The following is a 4,718-nucleotide window of genomic DNA, read 5'->3' on the forward strand; positions in this document are numbered from 1 at the left end:
AGTGGTTGTTGCCACCGCTTCGGCGGCCACCGTGCGCAGCCGCGGCAGCAGCCGCAGCATGAGCGCCAGCTGGGTACGTACCAGCTGCGATTTCTCGTTGATGTCCTCGGGTGTCTGCTCCAGTGCATCGGCCAGGGCGATCTCGTCTTCCTGCGGCGTGGCGGCCTCGCGTTTGCCCAGTGCCTGCGCCAGTTGCGACAGCGACTGCTGCAGCTGCTGCTGGCCCTGGTGGACCAGCGGATCATCGCTGACCACCACCGCCTGCGCGCGATGCGCCCCCAGTGCCGACAGATAGCCCAGCAAGGTGTTGGACAGGGCGAGGAAGCGGAAACCCGCATCGAGATTGCCGCGGGCATAGCCCGGTTCGCGCAGCATGTTGGACAGGGCTGCCGACAGGGCGACATCGGCGTTGTGCATGTCGCGTCGGGCGATACGGTAGGGCAGGTCATCGCGCATGCCGCTGCGGTACTGGCCCAGCACCTCCTCCAGATACGCCGCGCCGGTCGCCACCACCTGCGCCATCACCTTGTGCAGCCGCCGGCCTTCCCAGTCCGGCAGGATCAGCAGCGAGGCCAGCGCGGCGATGACGCAGCCGATCAGCGTGTCGAGCAGGCGCGGCCAGATCAGCACGAAGCCATCGCCGAGCAGGTTGAAGCACAGCAGTGCCATCAGGGTGATCGCCGCGGTGGCGATCACATAGCGGTCGGTACGGGTGATGAAGAACAGCAGCGCCGCGGCCAGCGCCAGCAACAGCTGCAGGCCGGTACCGGGAAACAGCTGCATCAATGCCCAGGTCACGCCCAGGCCGAGCAGTGTGCCGGCGATGCGCTGCACCAGTCGCAAGCGGGTCGCACCGAAATGCGGGCGGCACACGAACACGATGGTCAGCAGGATCCAGTAGCCGTTTTCCGGATGCACCAGCGCAAGCAGGGCATAGCCGGCGATCAGGGCGATGCCGATACGCACGCCGTGGCGGAACAGCAGCGAGCCGGGCGTGAGGGCCTGGCGCAGGCGCGTGCCGATCTCGCGCAGGGTATGCGGCGAGGAATCGCGCAGGCGGGTGTCGATGCCTTCCAGCGGGGTGTCGGCCAGCGCGGTTTCCGACAATTGCCGCTCGATGCTGGACAGGTTGGCCGCCAGCAGCTGCAGCGAACCGAGCAGGCGCGTCCACTGCGGGTTGTGCTGCGCGCGCAGGTACTGCAGCGAGGACTGCAGGTCCTGTCCGGCCACGCGGGTGCGCTCACCATAGTCAAAGGGCTGGCGCAGTCGGATGGCCTGGCCCAGGGCCTGGCAGGCCTTGCCCTGCAGCGACAGCAGGCGCCGGCAGCGGTAGAGCACGTCGCTGTGGAAGAAGGCTTCGGCCAGTGCCTCATAGGGGTAGTGCGAGGAGCTGGCCCGCTCATGGAAATCCTGCGCCATGTAGTACAGGCGGAAATACAGACCCGATTGCACACCTGGCCGCCCGGAGCGGCCGAAGCGGCTGAGGATCGCGGTCTTGGCGATGTTCAGCGCCCGCACCACGCGCACGTTCTGCTCGGCCAGCGCCAGCTGTCGCGCCTCCAGGTCGCCCTGCCGTACCGGTTCGAACAGGTCGGCCTTGAGCTGCAGGTACTGGCCCAGCTCGACGAACAGCCGCGCCAGACGCTCGCGCACCGGGCGGTTGGCGAACATCGCCGCCCACAGGATCGACAGCAGTCCGTACCACGCCGCGCCCGCCAGCAATGGCAGCACTTCACCCGTCGCCTGCCACTGGCTGCTGCCAGGGTGCTGGTCCAGCGCGATCATCGCGTAGATCGCCAGTGTCACCGTGGCCTGGCCGATGGAGGCATAACGCTCGCCCAGTGCGCCGAGCAGGGTCAGGCCGAACGCGGTCAGCGCCAGCGCGGTAATGAACGGCAGCGGATGCGGGAACAGCACGACCACCGCGGCGGCGGCCGCGACAAAGCACAGCAGCGACAGCAGCACCGATTTGGTGCGTCCCCACCAGTTGTCATCGGTCTCGGCGATGGCGCTGGCGATGATGCCCAGGAACAGCCCCGGGATCGCCCCGATAGGGCCGTCGTACCAGCCGTAGGCCAGAGCGGCGGTGAGCGCGATGAACACCCGCAGCCCATAGCTGGCTTTCTCGTGGGCCCACAGCCGGGTCAGGCGCGATTCCAAGGCGGGTGGCGCTCGATGATGGGATCAGGGGCCATTATTGCCGGTCCCGGGGACAGACCGGCAATCGTCCGGTGCGACCGCAGGGCGAGCGCACCGGTCTGTTTCAGGGGGGATCAGCCTGATCCTGCTCGCGGGCGATGGCACGCCAGCCGATGTCGCTGCGGTGGAACGCGTGGGTCCAGTGGATCTTCGCCACACCGGCATACGCGTGCCGCTGCGCGGCGGAGACGCTGTCACCCAGCGCGGCCACGCACAGCACACGGCCGCCGGCGGAAAGGATGTTGCCTGCGGCGTCCTGCGCGGTGCCGGCGTGGAAGACCTTGGCGCCGCCGTGGGAAATATCCCCCGGCACGTCCTGCAGGCCCGAGATCACCTCGCCGGTGATCGGTGTTTCCGGATACGGCCGGGCGGCCATCACCACGCCCAGACTGGGACGTGGATCCCAGCAGGCTTCCACGCCAGCCAGCGCGCCGTCGATGGCCGCCTCGAGCAGCTCGACCAGATCCGACTGCAGGCGCAGCATCACCGGCTGGGTTTCCGGGTCGCCGAAGCGCACGTTGAATTCGATGACCTTCGGCGCACCGCTGGCATCGATCATCAGCCCGGCATACAGGAAGCCGGTGAACGGCACGCCATCTTTGATCATGCCGGCCACGGTCGGCTCCACCACTTCGCGCATCACCCGTGCATGCACTTCAGGGGTGACCACCGGAGCGGGAGAGTAGGCGCCCATGCCGCCGGTGTTCGGGCCGGTGTCGCCATCGCCCACGCGTTTGTGATCCTGTGATGTCGCCATCGGCAGCGCGGTGCGGCCGTCGACCATCGAGATGAAGCTGGCTTCCTCGCCCTCGAGGAACTCCTCGATCACCACGCGTGCGCCTGCATCGCCGAAGGCGTTGCCGCTGAGCATGTCGTGCACCGCCGCTTCGGCCTCGTCCAGGGTCATCGCCACGATCACGCCCTTGCCCGCGGCCAGACCATCGGCCTTGATCACGATCGGCGCGCCCTTCTCGCGCAGATAGGCCAGCGCCGGCGCCACCTCGGTGTGCACCGCGTAGAACGCGGTGGGAATGCCATGGCGGGCGAGGAAATCCTTGGCGAAGGCCTTGCTGCCTTCCAGCTGCGCGGCGGCGGCGGTCGGGCCGAAGATGCGCAGGCCGGCAGCGCGGAAGCGGTCCACCACACCCAGCACCAGCGGCACTTCCGGACCGACCACGGTCAGCCCCACCGCCTCGTCCTGGGCCAGGCGCAGCAGGCCGTCGATGTCGGTGACCTTGACCGCCACGTTGCGGCACTTGGCTTCGGTGGCGGTACCGGCGTTGCCCGGGGCGACGATCACTTCGCTCACGCGCGGCGATTGCGCCAGCTTCCAGGCCAGAGCGTGTTCACGGCCACCGGCGCCGATGACGAGGATTTTCATGGGGTCAGTTCCTGTGGGGCATTCAAGGGGAAGGGCAGTCGGAAGCGCTCAGGGCGACTTCGAAAAACACCGCGCCGTTGGCATCGACGAAGCGGCGGCGCACACCGCCACCGGCCGCGTAGACCGGAGCCAACGCCGGTTCCTGGCACAGCTCGGCGATGGCCTCGGCTTCATCGCGGCGCAGCGCGGCGAACAGGTCGGGCTTGGCTTTGGCCATGGCCACGGTGGCCTCGGGAAAACGGATCATCAGCACCAGGTCATCGCCATGGCGGTGCACCGAATCGATCACCAGGCCATCGCGATAGGGTGCGGGCAGTTCCGTGCCCAGCGTGGCGATGGCCGCGCGCTGGGCACCGGTGAGCTGGTCGCTGCCACAGCCGGGCAACAGGGCGCTGCCGGCAACGGCAGCCAGAAGCAGAACGGTCTTGCGCATCAGCGGCATTCCTCGCGTTGCAGGTCGGCCGGGATCAGGTAGCGCGCCTGTGCCGGATCGTAGGTGACGGTATGGGTCCGGTTGGTCCGGCCGTGGCAGTCGCGCCCGCTTTCGGTCACCCGCAGCGGCCAGTAGGGCACGGCGGGCTGGCTGTCGTCGGGCCGGATATCCAGATCCAGCGCCAGCGTGCCGGGCGCGCAATGGCCGGCGGCGTTGCATTCGATGGCGTTGTGGTTGTCCCAGTGCACACGCAGCCAGCCGGCGTCCGCGAGCCTGTCGCCGCCATCGAACAGCAGCCAGGCGCGGTGTCGCGTTCTGGAGCCGACGGCCACCAGCTCGTCGTCGATCTGGTAGGCCCACGCTCCGGCGCCCACCTGCACCGTGCTGATGCTGCCCGGCTGTCCGTCGGCGCCACTGGCGCGCCCGGGCAACTCGGCGGCAAGGCACATGCTGCCGTCGGCGGCCTCATGCAGCACGATGAAATCGGTGGTGCCCAGCTCGATCGAGGTGGCGTTGGCATAGCCGGTGCAGACGGCCAGCATGCGGTAGCGGTTGCCGCCGAGGGTGATGCCGTGGTCGGCGCACAGCGCGCGCTGGACCGGGCGGGCGCTGCCGGTGCCCGGATCCTCCAGCTGCTGCGCCCATTTCCCGGTCAGCTGTGCTGGCGCGCCGTAGCGCTCCTGCAGCAGCGCCCGTACCGCGTCA

At 68.7% G+C, this 4,718-nt stretch carries 4 protein-coding genes; all 4 read right to left on the minus strand.

The features are described 5' to 3' along the window. Positions 1–2,160 (minus strand): YccS family putative transporter (yccS, locus tag JCM9942_RS11050; protein ID WP_054659663.1); only part of this gene is annotated, 2,160 nt, incomplete at its 3' end. A 103-nt stretch (positions 2,161–2,263) separates the two neighbouring features. Next, positions 2,264–3,580: a phosphoribosylamine--glycine ligase gene (gene purD, locus JCM9942_RS11055; RefSeq protein WP_054659665.1), complete on the minus strand. Its 1,317-nt coding sequence runs from the start codon at positions 3,578–3,580 to the stop codon at positions 2,264–2,266. A gap of 22 nt (positions 3,581–3,602) precedes the next feature. Continuing rightward, positions 3,603–4,013, minus strand: coding sequence for a hypothetical protein (locus tag JCM9942_RS11060; RefSeq protein ID WP_145974300.1), 411 nt, complete (start codon positions 4,011–4,013; stop codon positions 3,603–3,605). Continuing rightward, the coding region (locus JCM9942_RS11065; RefSeq protein WP_054659669.1) for a hypothetical protein at positions 4,013–4,718 on the minus strand (706 nt) is incomplete at its 5' end. The genes JCM9942_RS11065 and JCM9942_RS11060, both read right to left, overlap by 1 nt.

The sequence above is a fragment of the Stenotrophomonas pictorum JCM 9942 genome, assembly GCF_001310775.1.
GTDB classification, from domain to species: Bacteria; Pseudomonadota; Gammaproteobacteria; order Xanthomonadales; family Xanthomonadaceae; genus Stenotrophomonas; species Stenotrophomonas pictorum.

Excerpts from the sequence above, each read along its gene's own strand:
- purD (WP_054659665.1), bottom strand. The coding sequence starts at position 3,580 with ATGAAAATCCTCGTCATCGGCGCCGGTGGCCGTGAACACGCTCTGGCC.
- JCM9942_RS11060 (WP_145974300.1), bottom strand. The coding sequence starts at position 4,013 with ATGCGCAAGACCGTTCTGCTTCTGGCTGCCGTTGCCGGCAGCGCCCTG.